This is a genomic window from Glycomyces niveus, assembly GCF_017592475.1.
In the GTDB taxonomy this organism is placed as follows: Bacteria; Actinomycetota; Actinomycetes; order Mycobacteriales; family Micromonosporaceae; genus Glycomyces; species Glycomyces niveus.
The window spans coordinates 1-15,667 of record NZ_JAGFNP010000021.1; the positions used below are offsets into that span (position 1 = coordinate 1).

Here is a 15,667-nt window from a genome sequence, read left to right on the forward strand (position 1 = left end):
TGGTTTGTTTGGTGGTGAGAGCGGAAGTGACACACCCGGTCCCATTCCGAACCCGGTCGTTACGGCTTCCAGCGCCGATGGTACTGCACTCGAGAGGGTGTGGGAGAGCAGGACACCGCCAAACATTTATTCTAGAGGGAAGGCCCCCACCATCCGGTGGGGGCCTTTTCGTATGCGCTGATTTAGGAAGAAGTCGAGAGCGCGTCTCTCACTTTCGCTATGCCAACTCCGATTCCGAAGATCGCCCCTGTCACCAGGAATGTCAGTAGCGAGACGGTCACCAGGGCGATCGCGATGCCGATCGCGCCTACGACGCTGAAAAATGTGCTCACGTGGCCTCCTCCGTTGCAGGCTCGTCGGTCGGGGTACATGCCCTTCAGGTATTGTCCCACATCGCTGGATCAGACGTAGTAGGCGTCACAAGTTAGTTAGGTCACAGTGATGGACAGATCTTCAGTTTCGCGTCTTCCTGGCACAGCGCTGCCGGCGTCGGCCTCGCGGCGCCTGGCGGCCGTGGGGCGGGACCCGATCAACCTGCACCGGGCACTCGCGCACGCGCCGGCGCTGCTGGCGCCGGTGCTTGACCTCATTCATGCGCTGCGGTGCGACGCCGAGGTGTCGCGAGGGCTGCGGGAGTTGATGATCTGCCGGATCGCGCAGCTCGAGGGCTCGGCGTACGAGCTGGCGCACCACCTGCCGATGGCCGCGGAGGCGGGGCTGGATTCGGAGCAATTGGCGGCGCTCGAACGCTGGCGTGAGGCGGACTGCTTCAGTGCGCCGCAGCGGGCGGTGCTCGCGTACGCCGAGCATTTGGGGGCCGGCGCGGCTCGAGACGATGCGGCGCTCGACGTTTGTTTCGGTCCGGCCGAGCAGGCGGAGCTCACGGTCACCGGCGCGACGTACATCGCTCTCGCGCGGATGCTCCGGGCCTTGGATGTAGAGATCGACGAGGGAGTTTCCGATTGATCGCGGCTTCCGCCGGGTAAGTCGACTGATTGCGGGGATTTGTGATCTTCGGGTGATATGCGGCTTAGGATTTCGGAACGTGTGGTACGGGTTTCCAGTCGGCAGCGGGAGTGAGTGATGGCGGCGGACGATGAGGGTCTGATGCGCGGTGAGCCCCAGGGGGGCACCGCGTCGGCGGTGTTCGTTTCCATTGCTGCTGCGCTCGGCGGGTTCCTGTTCGGGTACGACACGGCCGTGATCAACGGAACGACCGGCGCGCTCGAGGTCCAGTGGGGGATCGGCTCGGTCGAGACCGGTGTGGTCGTGTCGTCGGCGCTCCTCGGCTGCGCGGTCGGCGCCTGGTTTGCGGGCTCGTTGGCGAACAAGCTTGGGCGGCCACGGGTCATGATGATCGCGGCGGTCGTCTTCTTCATCACCTCGCTGGGGAGCGCCCTGGCGACGGGGCCGTTGGATTTGACGATCTGGCGCGTGTGCGGCGGCCTGGCGATCGGTGCGGCGAGCGTCATCGCGCCCGCGTACATCGCCGAGATCGCGCCGGCGCATCTGCGCGGGCGACTGGGGTCGCTGCAGCAGTTCGCGATCGTGCTCGGCATTTTCGGTGCGCTGCTGGTGAACTACGCGATCCAGGCGTCGGCGGGCGGGGCGAGCGGCGAGGTTCCGTGGGGCGGGACGGCGTGGCGGTGGATGTTCGCTGCGGCGTCCGTGCCGGCGTTCGTGTACTTCATGTGCTCGCTGCAGATCCCCGAGTCGCCGCGGTACCTCGTGGCGAAGCAGGAGCTGGACAAGGCCAAGACGATCCTCGCGAAGTACGTCGGTGGGGACGTCGACACGAAGATCGTGGAGATCCAGCAGTCGCTGCACAGCGACCGGCCGCCGCGGATCTCGGACGTGCGCGGCCCGCGTGCGGGCCTGCTGCCGATCGTGTGGGTCGGCATCTTCCTGTCGATGTTCCAGCAGTTCGTGGGCATCAACGTCATCTTCTACTACTCGACGTCGCTTTGGCAGACGGTCGGGTTCAGCGAGAACGACGCGTTCCTTACGAGCGTCATCAACTCGATCGTGAACATCGCCGGCACGATTCTCGCGATCTACCTGGTGGACCGGGTGGGCCGCAAGAAGCTGCTGATGTGGGGTTCGATGACCATGTTCATCGCGCTCGGCACGATGGCGGTCATCTTCGCTACGGCCGACGTCGACGCGGAGAACAACCCGATCCTCGGCGACGTGCAGGGCGTCGTCGCCCTGATCGCGGCGAACGTGTTCGTGTTCGGATTCGCGTTCACGTGGGGCCCGGTCGTGTGGGTGCTGCTGGGGGAAATGTTCCCCAACCGGATCCGCGCCTCGGCGCTCGGTGTGGCCGCGGCCGCGCAGTGGATCAGCAACTGGCTCATCACGGTCACGTTCCCCGAGCTCGCGCAGACCGGCCTGTTCCTGGCGTACGGCCTCTACGCGGCGTTTGCGCTGATCTCGTTCTTCTTCGTCGCCAAGATGATCAAGGAGACGAAGGGCGTCGAGCTGGAGGACATGGAGGCCCTCGGAGGGGGCGCTGTCCGCACGGCCGACTAGCGGAGTGCATACGGCGAGGGCCGCCCCCACCGGGGGCGGCCCTCATCGGTTTCCCTGTGGTGCAGAGCTATTCGTACGAGATGGCGCTGAGGATGTTGACCTTCGAGGCCCGTACCGCGGGGGCGATGGCGGCGAGGAGTCCGACGAGGACGGCCGCGGCGAGGTAGCCGAAGACCAGGCCGACCGGGACCGCGAAGACGTCGACGCCGGTGTCGGCCAGCGCGACCTGGAGCGCCCAGCCCAGGCCGAGGCCCGTGCCGATGCCGAGGACCGCGCCGAAGAGGGCGATGGTGACGCTCTCGACGGTGACCATGCGCGTGGTCTGGCCGCGGGTCAGGCCGATCGCGCGGAGCATCCCGAGCTCCCGGGTGCGTTCGAGGACCGACAGGATCAGCGTGTTGACCACGCCGATGACGGCCACGATCATCGCCAGGCCGAGCAGCAGCTGGATCGCGAGGATCGCGAAGTCGTAGAGCACGGTGGTCTGCGCCGCGTATTCCTCGTGGTTCTGGACGCTCACCGCCGGTTCGTCGGCGAGGATGGCGTCCACGTCGTCGGCGACGGCCTCGATCTCGGCGTCGTCGGCCACGTCGACCAGGGCCGAGGTCGGCCTGGTCGTGTAGAACTCGTCGGTGTGGGCCGTGGCGAGGTACCAGCCGTCGGTGCTCTCGTTGTCCTCGAGGATCGCGGCGATCGTGAACTCGTGCGGTGCGTCGCCGCGGCTGAAGGTCGCTGTGACGGTGTCGCCGAGGCCGACGCCGAGTGTTTCGGCCGCGGTCGCGTTGACGGCGATCTCGTCGTCGGCGAGTTCGGTCGTCTCGCCTTCGAGGAATGCGCCGCCGTAGAGCGCGATGCCGGCCTCCAGGTCGCTGGTGGCGTAGACGCGCTGCTCGGTGCCGTTGATGTCGCTGGGGTCGTAGTACAGCTCGACGGCGGACTCGACGCCGTCGACGGCGCGGATCTCGTCCATGAGCGCCGGGTCGAAGGTCGGCGCGACGGCGGCGGTGATCGGGCCGGATACGAACAGCTCGGCCTTGACGTTGTCCTCGAAGTAGTGGCTGATGCTCGCTTTGACACTGGTGAGCAGGGTCGCGGTGGCGGTCACGAGGGTCACGCCGATCATGAGCGCCGCGGCGGTGACCGCAGTGCGCCGCGGGTTGCGGCCGGCATTGCGACGGCCGAGCCGGCCGGCGAAGCTCCACGCCCACAGCAGGCCGAGTGCGTTGACGAGCGGCTTGGAGAGCCAGGCGGTGAGGAGGGTGAGGCCAACGAAGACGAGTCCGGCGCCGACGGCGGCGGCGGTCAGGTCGGCGGTGTCGCCGCCGAGGCTTTCGCTGAGGCCCAAGGCCAGTGCGCCGACGCCGGCGGCGGTGACGGTGCCGCCGGTGACGGTGAGGGCCGTGATGGGCTTGTCGGCCTTGACGGCTTCGCGCATCGCTTCGACTGGCGGGATCTTCGAGGCCCGTACGGCCGGGACCAGGGCCGACAGGACGGTGACGCCGATGCCGACGGCGAGTGCGGTGAGCACGGCCGTGGGCGGGACCGTCAGGCTCGACTGGCCGGCGTCGAGGATCATGTTGGCCACCACGGAGGTCAGCACGCCGCCGCCCGCGATGCCCACGGCGGTGCCGATGACGCCGGCGACGGTGCCCAGCAGCAGCGCTTCGGCGAGGACCGAGCGGATGACCTGGCCCCTGCCCGCGCCGATGGCGCGCATCATCGCGATCTCCTTGAGGCGTCCGGCGATGACGATGGAGAAGGTGTTGGCGATGAGGAAGACCGAGACGAACACGGCGACGAGGCCGAAGCCGAGGAGGAACTTCCCGATGAGACCCGTGGCCTCGGCGGTCTCGGCGTTGACCTCGGCGTTGTAGGCCTCCCAGGTGAGCGCCTCGGATTCGGCGCCGACCACGGATTCGAGGGACGCGAGCAGCTCGCTCGTGCTGACGCCTTCGGCGGCGTCGACGGCCACCATCGAGTAGGCGTCCTCGCCGCCGAAGACCAGTCGCTGCGCTTCGGGTGTGGTGAACGCGAGTTCGGTGGTGCCGCCGATGGAGTCGCGGCCGCCCGGGTAGCCGTAGACGCCGACGATCGCGTACTCGGTGTTCTGGACGGACTCCGAGTAGGCGGTGACGGTGTCGCCGACGGTGTAGCCGGAGTCGGCGGCGAACTTGGCCGAGACGGCGACCTCGCCGTCCGTCTCGGGTGCGCGGCCTTCGCGCAGTTCGCGGTCGGTGGACTCGTCGCCCCAGTTGGTAGCGATCGTGGGGGAGAGGCCGCCGACGATCTTGCCGTTGTCGCCGATGGCGTTGACCATCCAGGACACGGTCGTGGTGACCTCGCCGACGCCTTCGGCGGCCTCGATGGCGGCCAGGGTCTCGCCGGTGACGCCTTCGCGGACGAGGCGGTCGCCGCGGGTCTCGGGTTCAAGGGGGCGGACGAGCACGTCGGCGCCCGCGTAGGACTCGCCGTTCAGGTCGTCGACGGTGGTCTGGATGGAGGCGGTGAGGACCAGCGCGGCGGCGATGAACGCCGAGCCGAGCACGATGGCGATGCTGGTCAGGGCGAGGCGGGCTTTGCGGGCCGCCATGCCCTTGAGCGTGGCGCGGAGCATCGGGTCAGGCGGCCTCTCCGGCGAGGGGCACGCGGTTCTCGAAGCCGCGCATGGTGTCGATGACCGCGTCGGCGGTGGGCCGGTCGAGGTCGCGGACGATCTGGCCGTCGGCGAGGAACACGACGCGGTCGGCGTACGCGGCCGCCGACGGGTCGTGGGTGACCATGACGATGGTCTGCCCGAAGTCGTCGACGGACTTGCGCAGGAACCGCAGGACCTCGCCGCTGGAGCGGGTGTCGAGGTTGCCGGTGGGCTCGTCGGCGAAGACCACTTCGGGCCGCGAGGCGAGCGCGCGGGCGCAGGCGACGCGCTGCTGCTGGCCGCCGGAGAGCTCGGTCGGCTTGTGCGACAAGCGCTCCTGGAGGTCGAGCGTGCGGATGATCTGGCTGATCCACGCCGGGTCGGCCTTCGCCCCCGCGATCGAGGCCGGGAGCAGGATGTTCTCCTCGGCCGTCAGCGTCGGCAGTAGGTTGAACTGCTGGAAGATGAAGCCGATCTTGTCGCGGCGCAGTTTCGTGAGGGCCTTGTCGTTCAGACCCGTGATGACCGTGCCGCCGATGTGGACGCTGCCGCGGTCGGTGGTGTCGAGCCCGGCGAGGCAGTGCATGAGGGTGGACTTGCCCGAGCCCGAGGGGCCCATGATGGCGGTGAACTGGCCGGAGGCGAACGACACGGACACGTCTCGCAGGGCCACGACCTGGGCCTCGCCGGTGCCGTACGCGCGCCACAGGCCGGCCGCGGTGACGGCGGCGCGGGTCTGCGTGCGCTCGAGGCTCTGGGGGGCGTGGGGAGTGCTGAGTGGCACGGAAGCGCCTTTCTGATCGGGTGTCTTTCCTTTTGCCACAAGGCTATTGAGCGGCGCTCCCGGGTGCTTCGGTCCGCGGGCCGGAGTTCCGTCCTCCCCGAGCAGGAGCCCCCGGGCCCGCCTCGGCCGAAAGGCCGAGCCGCGGCGGACCCGCGACTCGGCCTTCAGGGCAGACGGGAGGGGCGGCGCCTGACAACGCCGCCCCTCACCTGGTTTCCGGTAGAGAGCTATTCGTAGGCGATGGCGCCCAGCACGTTGAGCTTCGCCGCGCGCGCCGCCGGCGCGATCGCCGCGAGCAGGCCCACGGCCACGGCCGCGACCAGGTAGGTGACGATCAGGCCCCACGGAAGGGCGAAGTTGGTCAGGCCCTCCTCCTCGAGCGCCTGCTGCACGGTCCAGCCCAGGCCGATGCCGACCACGATGCCCAGGACCGCGCCGAACACGCAGATGATGACGCTCTCGACGGTGATCATGCGCCGCACCTGCCCGCGGGTCATGCCGACCGCCCGCAGCAGCCCGAGCTCGCGGGTGCGCTCCAGGACCGACAGGACCAGCGTGTTCACCACGCCGATGACCGCGATGATCATCGCCAGCGCGAGCAGGATCTGCACGGCCGCGAGGATCGTGTCGAGGCCGCCGGTCTGCTGCTCGACGAACTCGGCGTTGTTGGTGACGCCGACCTCGGGCTCGGCCTTGAGGATCGCGTCGACCTCGTCCTTGACCGCGGCCACGTCGGCGCCCTCGGCGACCTGGATGTACGCCTGCATCGGCTTCTTGATCATGAAGTGCTCGACCTGCTCGGGCGCGACCCACCAGCCGTTGGTGAGGTCGTAGCCATCGAGGACCGCGGCGATCCGCAGCGTCTCGGTCGTGCCGTCGGAGAACGTCACGTCGACCGTGTCGCCCACGGCCACGCCCCGGTCCTCCGCGGTGCCCTCGTCGACCACGACCGCGTCGGGCGCGAGGTTCTCGACCGAGCCGTCGGCGACGGTGCCGCCGAAGACCGCGAGCGCCGCCTGCAGGTCCGAACTGGACGACAGCGCGGCTTCTTCGCCGTTGACCTGGGTGTTGAAGAAGTCCGCGTACACGTCGCCGACTTCGTCGACCTCGGGCAGGGCCCGGATCTCCTCGACCCGCTCGGGCGAGAACGACGGGATGCTCGCCCCGCCCTGCGCCCCCGAGACGATGAGGTCCGAGTTCAGGTTCAGGTCGAGCGCCTCGGAGGTGGTCGACTTGATGCTCGAGACGAGTGTGGCGATGCCGGTGATGAGCGCGACGGCGATCATGAGCGCCGACGCGGTGATCGCGGTGCGCCGCGGGTTGCGACCGGCGTTGAGCTTGCCGAGCCGGCCCGAGAACGTCCACGACATGACCGCGCCGAGCAGCGCCACGAGCGGACGCGACAGGATGGGCGTGAGCATGGTGACGCCCACGAACGCGATGCCGACGCCCACGAGGATCCCGGTGAGCTCCTCGTCGCCGAGATTGTCCGTGAGCCCGAGCGCGAGCAGCCCCGCGCCGACGGCGAACACGATCGCTCCAGCGATGGTGATGCCCCGCAACGGCTTCGGCGGATTGACCGCGTCGCGCATCGCGGCCACCGGCGGGACGCTGGAGGCCTTGACCGCGGGCAGGAGCGCCGACAGGACGGTGACGCCGATGCCGACGGCCAGCGCCCAGAGCGTGGTCGCGGGGATGAGCAGCCGCACCGGCAGGCCGCCCATCATGGTCGCGCTGACCACTTCGGACAGGCCCCAGCCGAGGAGCAGGCCGAGCCCGAGGCCGATGACCGAGGCGGCGGTGCCGATGAGGAGCGCTTCGGTGAGGACCGAGCGGACCACTTGGCCGCGTCCGGCGCCGATGGCGCGCAGCAGCGCGAGTTCGCGCTGGCGCTGGGCGACGATGATCGTGAAGGTGTTGATGATCAGGAAGATCGACACGAACACGGCGACCAGGCCGAAGCCGAGGAAGATGTAGCCCATGAAGTCGGAGACGACGGCGAAGCCCTGCGCGGCGGCCTCGGAGGCCTCTTCGCCGGTCTGGACTTTGAAGCCGCTGCCGACCGCGCTGGCGATGGCGTCGGTGTCGACCTCGTCGCCGTAGACGTACACGGAGGTGTAGACGTCTTCGCCGCCGGTCATGAGACGCTGGGCGTCGGCGGTGTTGAAGGCGATCTGGGTTTCGCCGGCGAGCGAGTCGCGGTCGCCGGAGAGGCCGTAGACGCCGACGATCTCGTAGGCGACGGCGTCTTCGAGGTTGACCGTGTCGGAGTAGACGGTGACGGTGTCGCCGACGGTGAAGCCGGAGTCGGCGGCGAACTTGGCCGAGACGGCGACTTCGCCGTCGGCTTCGGGGCCGCGGCCGTCGCGCAGTTCGATGTAGTCGCCCTGGCCTTCGCCGGAGGCCCAGTTGAGGCCGATGGTGGGCGCGAAGGTGCCGACGAGCTTGCCGTCGTCGCCGAGGGCTTTGACCTGGCCTTCGACGGCACCGTCGGCGCGGTCGACGCCTGCGGTGGCCCGGACCTGCTCGAGGGTGGCGGCGGGGATGGCCATGGCGGCGGGGTTGCCGGGGCCGCCCATGCCGCCGCCTTCGGCGTCGCGGGTGACGACGGCGTCGACGCCGGTGTAGGCGTCGGCGATGACGCCGGAGACGGACTTCTCCATCGTGGCGGTGAGGACCATCGCGGCGGCGACGAACATCGTGCCGAGGACGACGGCGAGGCTGGTGAGGACGAGGCGGGCTTTGCGGCTCGCCATGCCCTTGAGGGTGGCGCGCAGCATGGCTAGGCGGTCTCTCCCTGGGCGGCGGCGACGAGCTCTTCGAAGTGCTTCATCTTGTCGATGACCTTGTCGGCGGTGGGTTCGGACATGTCCTCGACGATCTGGCCGTCGGCGAGGAAGACCACGCGGTCGGCGTAGGCGGCGGCGGACGGGTCGTGGGTGACCATGACGATGGTCTGCCCGAAGTCGTCGACGCTGGTGCGCAGGAAGCGGAGCACTTCGGCGCCCGAGCGGGTGTCGAGGTTGCCGGTGGGCTCGTCGGCGAAGACCACTTCGGGCCGCGAGGCGAGCGCGCGGGCGCAGGCGACGCGCTGCTGCTGGCCGCCGGAGAGCTGGGTGGGCTTGTGGGAGAGGCGGTCGGCGAGGTCGAGGGTCTTGATGATCTGGTTGATCCAGGCCGGGTCCGCCTTGGCCCCGGCGATGGCCGCGGGCAGGGTGATGTTCTCTTCGGCCGTGAGGGTCGGCAGCAGGTTGAACTGCTGGAAGATGAAGCCGATCTTGTCGCGGCGCAGTTTGGTGAGGGCCTTGTCGTTCAGGCCCGTGACGGTGGTGTCGCCGATGTAGACGGTGCCGCGGTCGGTGGTGTCGAGTCCGGCGAGGCAGTGCATGAGGGTGGACTTGCCCGAGCCCGAGGGGCCCATGATGGCGGTGAACGCGCCGGATTCGAACTGGACGGAGACGTCGCGGAGGGCGACGACCTGGGCTTCGCCTTGCCCGTAGGCCTTCCAGAGGCCTTCGGCTGATACGGCGGTGGTCCTGACGGGGGATGCGGTGGACACGACGCTCTCGCTTTCGGTGAAGGTGTCGGTGTGCCGAGGGATTCGGTGTTGGGTTTCCTGGTCCGCGAGACGTCGCTCGCGAAGTCGTTGCGTCAGGCCGACATCGGACGAATGACGTCGACGCGCCTGATTGTGACATCATACATGATGTCATTCGGCGTCGTAGTGCGCTGGGTCATGTACCGACGATATTGGACGGCCGGGGCGCGCGCATCCGCTTCGAGAACGGTCTTCGTCTCCGCCTCACGGCGTAGACGGCGGTACCGGGGTATGACGTTCGTCAGGGGTTCAGCCGGTGCCGCCGGGCTTGACCAGGCCGCTTTCGTAGGCGAGGACGACGGCCTGGACGCGGTCGCGGACGCCGAGCTTGGTGAGCAGGTGGCCGACGTGGGTCTTGACGGTGGTCTCGCCGACGGTGAGCGTCTCGGCGATCTCGGCGTTGGTGAGCCCTTTCGCCAAGAGCAGCAGCACTTCGCGCTCGCGGGCGGTCAGGGCGTCCACGATGGCGGGATGGGCGTCGCCGTCGCCCCCGCGGTGCTCGGCGAAGCGGCCCAGGAGGGTCGAGAGGATGTGCGGGGCGACGACCGCGCCGCCGCGGTGGACGGTGCGGATGGCCTCGACCAGGTCGGCGGCGGGCGCGTCCTTGGTGAGGAAGCCGGCGGCGCCGGCGCGCAGCGCCCCGACGACGTACTCGTCGAGGTCGAAAGTGGTCAGCACCAGGACGCGGCTGGGCAGGTTGGCCTGCACGATGTCGGCCGTCGCCGCCACGCCGTCGCGGCGGGGCATGCGGATGTCCATGAGGACGACGTCGGGGACCAGCCGCCGGGTGAGGTCGAAGGCCTCGACGCCGTCGCCGGCCTCGGCGACGATGTCGATGTCGGTCTCCGCGCCGAGGACCATCTTGAATCCCGCGCGCAGCAGCTGCTGGTCGTCGGCCAGCAGGAGGCGGATCGGCCGGTCGTTCAACGTGCGACTCCCTGGAGGTGGGCGTTCTTGGGGAAGCGGGCCTCGACGAGGTAGCCGCCGCCGGGCCGGGGCCCGGCTTCGAGCGTGCCGCCGTACAGCGTGGCGCGCTCGCGCATGCCGATGAGGCCGTGGCCGCCGGAGAAGCCCGAGACGACGGGGGCGCCGTGCCCCGAGTCGCCTACGGAGATCCGGAACTCGGCCTCGCCGTAGTCGACGACGACGCCGGCCCGGGCCTGTGGCCCGGCGTGCTTGATGGTGTTCGTCAGCGCCTCCTGGACGATGCGGTAGACCGCCAGGCTCACGCCGGTCGGCAGCGGGTACTCCTCGCCGCGGACGGTGTAGCGCACCGGCAGGCCGGCGTCCTTGGTCTGCGCCACGAGCGCCCGCAGCGAGTCCACTGTAGGCTGCGGTTCGAGGTCGGCGGCGCCGGCTTCGTCCCGGCCCTGGCGCAGCACGGTCAGGATGTCCCGCATCTCCCGCAGTGCGGTGCGCGCGGTCTGGTTCACCGTGGTCAGCGCCTCCTCGGCCGCTTCCGGGTCCGTCCGCAGGACCCGCTTGGCCCCTTCGGACATGACGCCGATGACCGAGATGTGGTGCGCCACCACGTCGTGCAGCTCCCGGGCGATGCGACGCTGCTCGTCGGCGACCGCCTGCGCCGCCAGCGCCTCCTGCCGCTCCTCGGCGAACCGGGCCCGGTCGGAGAGCTCGACGACGTGCTCCCGGCGGTTGCGGATGACCCAGCCGATCCAGAACACGGTCGCCGCCAGCGCGCAGTTGAGCATCGTCAGCAGCAGGCTGGTCACGTGGTCGCCGCCTCTGAACGCGGCCGACTGGATGAACAGCGCCACCGGCACCCAGATCGCGGCGGCGGCCACCAGCGCCCGGGGCAGGGGCCGGTAGGCGGCGGCGGTGTAGGTCAGGATGAACATGCCGATCCCCGAGTCCATCGCCATGCCCTCGAGCGGGCCGATGAAGAACGCGGCGGCCATGACGAGCAGCGACAGGACGATGCCGCCCCACAACCAGGTGCGCCGCAAGGCGATCGACGCGAACGGGATCGCCATGAGCCCGGCCTGGCCCCAGGTGAGCGTCACCGCATCGGATACGGCCGCCGAGACCGCGTAGAAGCCCAGGTACCCGCCGGCGGAGGCGACCGCCAGGAGCGCGTCGGCGAGGAGCGGCCGCTGATGGAGCCGGCACCGCAGGCGTGTGAAAGTGGAGGCGGCATGCACGCTCTACACCGTATCCGCCCATGACGCCCGTTTCATCGAACGCGAGAATGATCCGCGACTACGCCTCAGGTAGGAGGCGTCTCCAGGGGCGGCGCCGCCACCGGCATCGCCAGGCCCGGGAGGACCGTCGGCAGTGGGTACGCGGGCGGCTCGCCGCCGAACTCCGGGCACAGCGACTGGTGCGCGCACCAGCCGCACAGCTTCGACTTCTGCGGCCGGAAGTCGCCGGTGGCGATGGCCTCGCGCATGACCGCCCACAATGCCTTGACGGTCTTCTCGAACCCCTCCAGCTCGCGCTGCGTGGGGGAGTAGTCGAGCATCTGCCCGTCCCCGAGGTACATGAGCCGCAGCAGGGTCGGCACCGTCCCCCGCGTCCGCCACCACGCCAGGGCGTAGAACTTCATCTGGAACAGCGCCTTGTCCGCGAAGCGGTCCGGCGGGCGCTTCCCGGTCTTGTAGTCCACGAGCCGCACCAGCCCCTCGGGGTTGACGTCGGCCCGGTCGATGAACCCCTTGAGCGAGGTGCCGTCGTCGAGCGTCGTCGTCACCAGGCACTCGGTGCGGTGCGGCTGGAGCCGCTGCGGGTCCTCCATCGCGAAGTACGTCTCGACCAGGCGCCGCACGTTCCGCAGCCACGCCGACTCGTCGTCGAGCCCCTCGAACAGCTCCGCGTACTCGCCCGAGGTCTGCAGCTTCGCCCACTCCGGCTCGATCATCGCCAGCGCCTGCCGCGGGGTGCGCCGGCCCGCGTCCAGCTCGTAGAGGCGCTCGAGCACGGAGTGCACGAGCGTGCCCTGCACCTGCGCCTTCGACGGCGGCTCCGGCAGCCGGTCCACCGCCCGGAACCGGTACAGCAGCGGGCACTGCTTGAAATCCCCGGCGCGCGAAGGGGAGAGCTGGGTCGGACGGGTCGCTGACATGCCCCGAGCATAGGACGGGGCGCCGACATCCCCCGCACGCGTCCCGCCAACTAAACATAACGCGTGTACTGTTTACTGTATGACCATCGACGAGAACGCCGCCCGCTCCTTCGGCCCCGCCGCCGACCTCTACGACTCCGTCCGCCCCACCTACCCCGCCGAAGCCCTCCGCTGGCAGACCGGGGACGAACCGAAGGACATCGTCGACCTCGGCGCCGGCACCGGCCTCCTCACCCGCGGCCTCATCGCCCTCGGCCACCGCGTCACCGCCGTCGAACCCGACCCCCGGATGCTCGCCAAACTCACCGCCGCCAGCCCCGGCGTCCACGCCGCCCACGAAGGCCCCGCCGAAGCCCTCCCCCTCCCCGACGCCAGCGCCGACATCGTCACCGCCGGCCAGGCCTTCCACTGGTTCGACCGCAAACGCGCCCTCCCCGAGATCCGCCGCGTCCTGCGCCCCGGCGGCCTCCTCGCCCCCATCTGGAACGTCCGCGACAACGCCACCGGGTGGGTCGCCGCCCTCACCGAGGCCATCGGCAACGCCCAAGGCGAACTCGACGCCGTCGCCGCCACCGAACCCGGCTACTTCGGCCCCGGCTTCGCCGCACCCGAGCACCGCGTCTTCCGCCACGAGATGCCCCTCGACCGCGCCGGACTCCTCCGCCTCGTCCAGTCCCGTTCCTACTACCTCGTCGCCGACGACGCCCGGAAGCGGCACATCCTCGACGTCGTCGACGACGTCGTCACCACCCACCCCGATCTCAGGGGCAAAGACGCGTTCGCCATGCCCTACAAGACCTACGCCTTCAAGGTCCGCCCCGCCTAGATCGGAATCCTCTCAAGCACGCCCGCCCACGTGGTTCACGACGCCGACCGCGCGGGCGGGCGCGTAGCATTGCCGCCGATGTCGACTGCAAACGCGCTGGCCTTCCGCCGATCCGGATTCACCCTCGTCCGCTTCAAGGGCATCCCCGTCACCCTCGGCTACACCTGGCTCCTCCTCGCCGCCGTGGTCGTGATCGTCTACGCCCCGATCGTGCAGCGCTCCGTCCCCGGCCTGAGCACCGGCGCCGCCCTCATCGTCGCCGCCCTCTTCGCCGTCACCCTCCTCGTCTCGGTCTTCCTCCACGAACTCGGCCACGCCCTCGTCAGCCTCCGCGCCGGCATCGGCGTCCGCCAGATCAACCTCGACGCCCTCGGCGGGTTCACCGAGATGGACCGCGAAGCACCCCGGCCCGGCACCGCCGCCGCCATCGCGCTCGCCGGACCCGCCGTCTCCGCCGCCCTCGGCGGCATCGGCCTCGCCGGACTCTTCCTCACCGCCCCCGGCTCCCTCGTCTGGCAGTTCGCCTTCCAGATCTGCGTCGCCAACCTCCTCGTCGCCGTCTACAACCTCCTCCCGGGCCTGCCCCTCGACGGCGGCAAAGCCCTCCAGGCCGGCATCTGGGCCGCCACCGGCGACCGCTGGACCGGATTCCGCGTCGCCGGCTGGGCCGGACGCGTCGTCGCCGTCGCCACCATCGCCGCCGGCCTGTGGCTGTACGCCTCGGACTGGTTCTCCGCGTTCGGCCTCATCCTCCTCATCTTCGTGGCCTTCGAACTTTGGCGCGGTGCCACCAGCGCCATCCGCGCCGCCCGCATGGGCCCGCGCGTCAAAGCCCTCGACGCCGCCGTGCTGGCCCGCCCGATCGTCCTCGTGCCGACCACGGCGACCCTGGGGGAGGCGCTGCGCGCCGCCGAGGGCCGCGAGGTCGTCGCGGTCGACGTCAAGCCCGTCGGGGTCCTCGACCGCGCCGCCGCGGACGCGGTCCCGGCCGGCCAGGTCGACTCGATGCCCCTCGCGGGCCTGCTGCGCACCACCGACCAGGTCCCGGGCATCAAGGCCGAGCTCAAGGGCCAGGCGCTGGTGGACGTGATCGGCCGGAGCGGCGCGGAGCGTTTCTTCGTGGTCGATGAGGGCCGCCTGACAGGGCTGCTCTACACCGCCGACGTGGTCAAGGCCCTCCGTTAAGATGCTCCGGACCTATCGAAGGAGTACATCGAAGTGGCATCTGACCTGCTGGGGCCGGGCGACCGCGTCCAGCTGACCGACGCGAAGGGCCGCATGGCCACGATCACCCTCGCGGAGGGCGGCGCGTTCCACACCCACCGGGGCAGGCTCTTCCACGACGACCTCATCGGCAAGCCCGACGGCGTCACCGTCACCACGGAGGGCGGCACCGCCTACCTGGCGCTGCGCCCGCTCCTGCCGGACTACGGCCTGTCGATGAAGCGCGGCGCGCAGGTCATCTACCCCAAGGACATCGCGCAGATCCTCACGTTCGGCGACATCTACCCCGGTTCGCGGGTCGTGGAGGCCGGGGCGGGGTCGGGCGCGCTGACGAACTGGCTGCTGCGGGCCACCGGCCCGACCGGGCGGGTGTACTCGTGGGAGCTGCGCGAGGACTTCGCGAAGATCGCCGAGGAGAACGTCCGCGGCTACTACGGCGAGGTGCCCGAGCACTGGACGCTGACGGTGGGGGACGTGGCCGAGGCCGACCTCGAGCCGGTCGACCGGGTCGTGCTCGACATGCTCTCCCCGTGGGAGGTGCTGGACACTGTGGAGCGCATCCTTCGGCCCGGCGGGGTCTTCGTCGGGTACGTCGCGACCACCACGCAGATGTCGGAGCTCGTGGAGGCGCTGCGCGAGCGCAAGACCTTCACCGAGCCGGCCGCGTGGGAGTCGCTCATCCGCGGCTGGCACCTCGAGGGCCTGGCGGTGCGCCCCGACCACCGCATGATCGCCCACACCGCGTTCCTCATCACCGCCCGCAAACTCGCGCCCGGGACGGTGGCCCCCGCGCGGAAGCTCAAGCCCTCCAAGGGACAGCAGGCGCTGCGCGAGCGCAAGGAGCGGATCGCCGCCGAGGCCGAGGCGCGCGCCGCCGAAGCGCTCCGGGCCACTGAGGACGACGGCGCCGCCGGAGACGACACCGCCGCTTCGTAACGATCAGGTCACAGTATGAGTCGGATTCACGACTCTGCAAGTGCTGAAACGGG

At 70.1% G+C, this 15,667-nt stretch carries 13 protein-coding genes and 1 rRNA gene; 6 read left to right on the forward strand and 8 right to left on the reverse strand.

All coding sequences use genetic code 11. The features are described 5' to 3' along the window. The first annotated feature begins 7 nt into the window (after positions 1-7). Positions 8-124, forward strand: a 5S ribosomal RNA gene (rrf, locus tag J5V16_RS23925). Positions 125-182: 58 nt separating this feature from the next. Here the strand turns inward: rrf and J5V16_RS23930 are convergent. Continuing rightward, positions 183-332 carry a hypothetical protein gene (locus tag J5V16_RS23930; RefSeq protein WP_208499880.1) on the reverse strand — a complete coding sequence of 50 codons (150 nt, stop codon included), beginning with the start codon at positions 330-332 and terminating at the stop codon, positions 183-185. 109 nt (positions 333-441) lie between these two features. Here J5V16_RS23930 and J5V16_RS23935 point away from each other — a divergent pair, with 109 nt between their 5' ends. Then, positions 442-966 (forward strand): carboxymuconolactone decarboxylase family protein, encoded by a 525-nt coding sequence (locus J5V16_RS23935; protein WP_208499882.1) that lies wholly within the window; start codon positions 442-444, stop codon positions 964-966. 141 nt (positions 967-1,107) lie between these two features. After that, positions 1,108-2,532 (forward strand): sugar porter family MFS transporter, encoded by a 1,425-nt coding sequence (locus J5V16_RS23940; RefSeq protein ID WP_208499884.1) that lies wholly within the window; start codon positions 1,108-1,110, stop codon positions 2,530-2,532. 67 nt (positions 2,533-2,599) lie between these two features. Here J5V16_RS23940 and J5V16_RS23945 read toward each other — a convergent pair whose 3' ends face one another. The 7 genes from J5V16_RS23945 to J5V16_RS23975 all read right to left on the reverse strand — a co-directional run bounded on the left by J5V16_RS23945 (position 2,600) and on the right by J5V16_RS23975 (position 12,628). After that, positions 2,600-5,146: an ABC transporter permease gene (locus J5V16_RS23945; protein WP_208499886.1), complete on the reverse strand. Its 2,547-nt coding sequence runs from the start codon at positions 5,144-5,146 to the stop codon at positions 2,600-2,602. A 4-nt stretch (positions 5,147-5,150) separates the two neighbouring features. After that, the gene (locus J5V16_RS23950) at positions 5,151-5,951 is read right to left on the reverse strand and encodes an ABC transporter ATP-binding protein (protein WP_208499888.1); all 801 of its coding nucleotides are present in this window, start codon (positions 5,949-5,951) and stop codon (positions 5,151-5,153) included. Positions 5,952-6,178: 227 nt separating this feature from the next. After that, entirely contained in the window at positions 6,179-8,731 is a 2,553-nt protein-coding gene (locus tag J5V16_RS23955) for an ABC transporter permease (protein WP_208499891.1), read from the reverse strand. Positions 8,732-8,733: 2 nt separating this feature from the next. Next, on the reverse strand, positions 8,734-9,510 hold the full coding sequence (locus tag J5V16_RS23960; protein WP_208499893.1) for an ABC transporter ATP-binding protein: 777 nt from the start codon (positions 9,508-9,510) through the stop codon (positions 8,734-8,736). Positions 9,511-9,798: 288 nt separating this feature from the next. Further along, positions 9,799-10,476 carry a response regulator gene (locus J5V16_RS23965; RefSeq protein WP_208499895.1) on the reverse strand — a complete coding sequence of 226 codons (678 nt, stop codon included), beginning with the start codon at positions 10,474-10,476 and terminating at the stop codon, positions 9,799-9,801. After that, a complete protein-coding gene (locus tag J5V16_RS25660; protein WP_208499897.1) occupies positions 10,473-11,708 on the reverse strand; it encodes a sensor histidine kinase in 1,236 nt (411 codons plus the stop codon). The genes J5V16_RS23965 and J5V16_RS25660 overlap by 4 nt, the downstream gene beginning before the upstream one ends. Positions 11,709-11,773: 65 nt before the next feature. Then, positions 11,774-12,628 (reverse strand): RecB family exonuclease, encoded by an 855-nt coding sequence (locus J5V16_RS23975; protein WP_208499899.1) that lies wholly within the window; start codon positions 12,626-12,628, stop codon positions 11,774-11,776. 79 nt (positions 12,629-12,707) lie between these two features. On the opposite strand from J5V16_RS23975, the gene J5V16_RS23980 reads away from it, so the two are divergent. From J5V16_RS23980 to J5V16_RS23990, 3 genes are all read left to right on the forward strand, one after another. After that, positions 12,708-13,454 (forward strand): class I SAM-dependent methyltransferase, encoded by a 747-nt coding sequence (locus J5V16_RS23980; RefSeq protein WP_208499900.1) that lies wholly within the window; start codon positions 12,708-12,710, stop codon positions 13,452-13,454. Between the two features lie 78 nt (positions 13,455-13,532). Next, positions 13,533-14,639, forward strand: coding sequence for a M50 family metallopeptidase (locus tag J5V16_RS23985; RefSeq protein WP_208499902.1), 1,107 nt, complete (start codon positions 13,533-13,535; stop codon positions 14,637-14,639). Between the two features lie 33 nt (positions 14,640-14,672). Beyond that, positions 14,673-15,614 carry a tRNA (adenine-N1)-methyltransferase gene (locus J5V16_RS23990; RefSeq protein WP_307793058.1) on the forward strand — a complete coding sequence of 314 codons (942 nt, stop codon included), beginning with the start codon at positions 14,673-14,675 and terminating at the stop codon, positions 15,612-15,614. Positions 15,615-15,667: the final 53 nt, after the last annotated feature.

Bases quoted from the DNA above. Each gene is read 5' to 3' on its own strand.
- J5V16_RS23955 (WP_208499891.1), bottom strand. From the start codon at position 8,731: ATGCTGCGCGCCACCCTCAAGGGCATGGCGAGCCGCAAAGCCCGCCTC.
- J5V16_RS23975 (WP_208499899.1), bottom strand. From the start codon at position 12,628: ATGTCAGCGACCCGTCCGACCCAGCTCTCCCCTTCGCGCGCCGGGGAT.
- J5V16_RS23935 (WP_208499882.1), top strand. From the start codon at position 442: ATGGACAGATCTTCAGTTTCGCGTCTTCCTGGCACAGCGCTGCCGGCG.
- J5V16_RS23945 (WP_208499886.1), bottom strand. From the start codon at position 5,146: ATGCTCCGCGCCACGCTCAAGGGCATGGCGGCCCGCAAAGCCCGCCTC.
- J5V16_RS23980 (WP_208499900.1), top strand. From the start codon at position 12,708: ATGACCATCGACGAGAACGCCGCCCGCTCCTTCGGCCCCGCCGCCGAC.
- J5V16_RS23940 (WP_208499884.1), top strand. From the start codon at position 1,108: ATGCGCGGTGAGCCCCAGGGGGGCACCGCGTCGGCGGTGTTCGTTTCC.
- J5V16_RS23985 (WP_208499902.1), top strand. From the start codon at position 13,533: ATGTCGACTGCAAACGCGCTGGCCTTCCGCCGATCCGGATTCACCCTC.